The organism is Amycolatopsis australiensis (genome assembly GCF_900119165.1).
GTDB lineage: Bacteria > Actinomycetota > Actinomycetes > Mycobacteriales > Pseudonocardiaceae > Amycolatopsis > Amycolatopsis australiensis.
This window is the reverse complement of sequence record NZ_FPJG01000007.1, coordinates 1-2,741: the sequence shown is the minus strand read 5'-3', so window position 1 is coordinate 2,741 and position 2,741 is coordinate 1. Positions and strand designations below refer to the sequence as shown.

Below are 2,741 nucleotides of genomic sequence, written 5' to 3'. Positions count from 1 at the left end.
CAACAACGCCAGCACCAAACGCCAAGACCGAAACCGACGACACCCGTCAAGGCTGATTGATTTCACAACCCGCCGCGGCCAAGCCCGGCAACGACAATACCAAAGGAGAGCGCCATGAACAACGCCAAACTCGAAGTCCTGACCCCGCAGAATTCGCAGCTGATCATCATCGACCACCAGCCGCAGATGGCCTTCGGCGTGCAGTCGATCGACCGCCAGACCCTGAAGAACAACGTGGTCGGCCTGGCCAAGGCCGCCAAGGCCTTCGGCATCCCGACCACCATCACCACCGTGGAAACCGAGTCCTTCTCGGGCAAGACCTACCCTGAAATCCTGGACGTCTTCCCCGACCACCAGATTCTCGAACGCACCTCGATGAATTCCTGGGACGACCAGAAAGTGCGCGACGCCCTGGCCGCCAACGGCCGCAAGAAAATCATCGTCGCCGGCCTCTGGACCGAAGTCTGTAATACCACCTTCGCCCTGTGCGCCATGCTGGAAGGCGACTACGAGATCTACATGGTGGCCGATGCCTCGGGCGGCACCACGAAAGAGGCCCACGACTTCGCCATGCAGCGCATGGTGCAGGCCGGCGTGGTGCCGGTCACCTGGCAGCAGGTGCTGCTCGAATGGCAGCGCGACTGGGCCCACCGCGATACCTACGATGCCGTGATGAAGATCGTCACCGAGCACTCGGGCGCCTACGGCATAGGCGTCGACTACGCCTACACGATGGTGCACAAGGCGGCAGCGCGCAACGGTGGCCACAACGAAGTCCTGGCCCCGGTCCCGGCTACCCGCTAAGCCCTATCGCAAGCCGAAGCAGGTCCGCTGAACAGGCGGACCCGAACGCCACCATCCACAGCGCCGGCCAGGCCCGGCAGAGCAGGGGAGTCAGATCATGCAAGCACAGTCGAACCAACGCGCGGCCGCGCCGCTCATCCTCATCAACGGCAAGTTCGCCACCCTCGACCGCGAGCAGCCGCAGGCCACGGCGGTCGCCATGCAGGACGGCCGCTTCCTCGCCGTCGGCAACACGGAACACGTGATGCGTTTCCGCGAAGCGGGCAGCCAGGTGATCGACCTGAACGGCCGCACCGTGGTCCCGGGCCTGAACGATTCGCACCTGCACCTGATCCGCGGAGGCCTGAACTACAACCTCGAATTGCGCTGGGAAGGCGTGCCCTCGTTGGCCGATGCCCTGCGCATGCTGAAAGACCAGGCCGACCTCACCCCGCATCCGCAGTGGGTGCGCGTGGTCGGCGGCTGGAGCGAGTTCCAGTTTGCCGAGCGCCGCCTGCCGACCCTGGAAGAGATCAACGCCGCCGCACCCGACACGCCGGTCTTCATCCTGCACCTGTTGTAAAGGCAAAGTTGAAATGTCCGCTTTCAGCAAAGTTGAAATGTCCGTTTTGGACGTCAAACTCGGCTTTGAGCAGACATTTTCCTCGCTGCCGTTACACCCTTCACGATGATGTTCTGCGATTGGTTCTGTCGCTCGTTTCGATTGCGCGTCTTTTTATCGACGACATGATGCAAGGTCTTGTTATCGACCAAGATGGGCTTGACTGATTTCGGTAGCTCCAGGCAAGTGTGGGGCATCACTTGACCGTTGGCACGCAGCTCTGTTTTGCCTTCGAGGTCCGTATGGATATCGATACGCTGGCCGATCAGCGCTCGTGCCTCAGGTTTGTCTTTCAGCAGGTAAAGCTGACCGCCATACTGCAGTGTGAGGTTTGAACTGAGCTTCCGGGTTTCATGAAAAGCCAGGATGAGTGCCAGGTTATCGTTTCGGTGTAGCGGCTCATGGACATCGAGCGGACTTCGCGCAACGCGGGCAAAGCCGTCATTGAAGCGATTGATGAAGGCGCTGCACCAGGCGTTGGCACTCGCCATATCGCTAATGCCTTCCAGTCTCATTTCCTTGACCAGACGATCCTGCAAAGTGCGGTTGAGCCGTTCGACACGTCCTTTCGCTTGCGGCGAGTTGGCGCAGATGAGCTCGATGTTGAGTTCGTCGAGGGCACGCTGAAATTGGGTGCGTGTACGCCCTGTCGCCATTGGTGAACGAAACACCGCCGCTCGGTCAGCGTAAAACGCCTGCGGTTTGCCGTGGCGCTCGATATAGCGCCGGGTAGCTTCGAAGTAGCTGGCTGTCGTTTCTGTTTCTGCAAAGTGCAGTTGCAGGATTTTTCCAGTCGCGTCATCGACAAACACCAGCAAGGTGCATGCTTCGCCGCGTCCTTCAAACCAGCGGTGGCGGCTGCCGTCGATCTGAACCAGCTCCCCGACACATGGCCGTCGCTCCCTCGGTTGATGGAGCTTGGCGCTCCGAGCCGCTTTCGGTATCCACAGCCCGGCCTTGATCATCAGGTGCCGTAGCGTCTCCTTTGATAGATCAAGCTTATGGCGAACCCGTAACTGCTCGCATGCCAGCGTCGGGCCAAAATCGGCATACCGCTCGTGCACTAGCTGCAGAGCCTTCTTGGCCAGCTCCGGTTCGAGCTGGTTATTGCTTGGTTTGCCCCAGCGCCTGGATGTCAATCCGCTGACGCCATCTTCACTGAACCGCTCCAAAAGACGCCTCACATGCCGCGTCGTGACATCCAATTGCTCTGCCGCGACAGCGACTGTGATGTCGCCCTTGGCGCAAGCCGAGATGATCTCGGCACGCTCTTTTTCCTGCATCGTAACGCCCCCGACTTTGCCCATGCTCGACTCCAAACGACTTGGAATCGCCA

General features: G+C 60.2%; 3 protein-coding genes. 2 read left to right on the top strand and 1 reads right to left on the bottom strand.

The genetic code is table 11. The features are described from left to right. Positions 1-114: 114 nt before the first annotated feature. Both BT341_RS43360 and BT341_RS43355 read left to right on the top strand, forming a co-directional pair. On the top strand, positions 115-804 hold the full coding sequence (locus BT341_RS43360; protein ID WP_072482502.1) for a hydrolase: 690 nt from the start codon (positions 115-117) through the stop codon (positions 802-804). Positions 805-901: 97 nt separating this feature from the next. Further along, positions 902-1,366, top strand: a complete 465-nt coding sequence (locus BT341_RS43355) for an amidohydrolase family protein (RefSeq protein WP_218177877.1) — start codon at positions 902-904, stop codon at positions 1,364-1,366. A gap of 53 nt (positions 1,367-1,419) precedes the next feature. Here BT341_RS43355 and BT341_RS43350 read toward each other — a convergent pair. Further along, positions 1,420-2,741, bottom strand: a 1,322-nt coding sequence (locus BT341_RS43350; RefSeq protein ID WP_218177876.1) for an ISNCY family transposase, incomplete at its 5' end; no start/stop codon positions are given.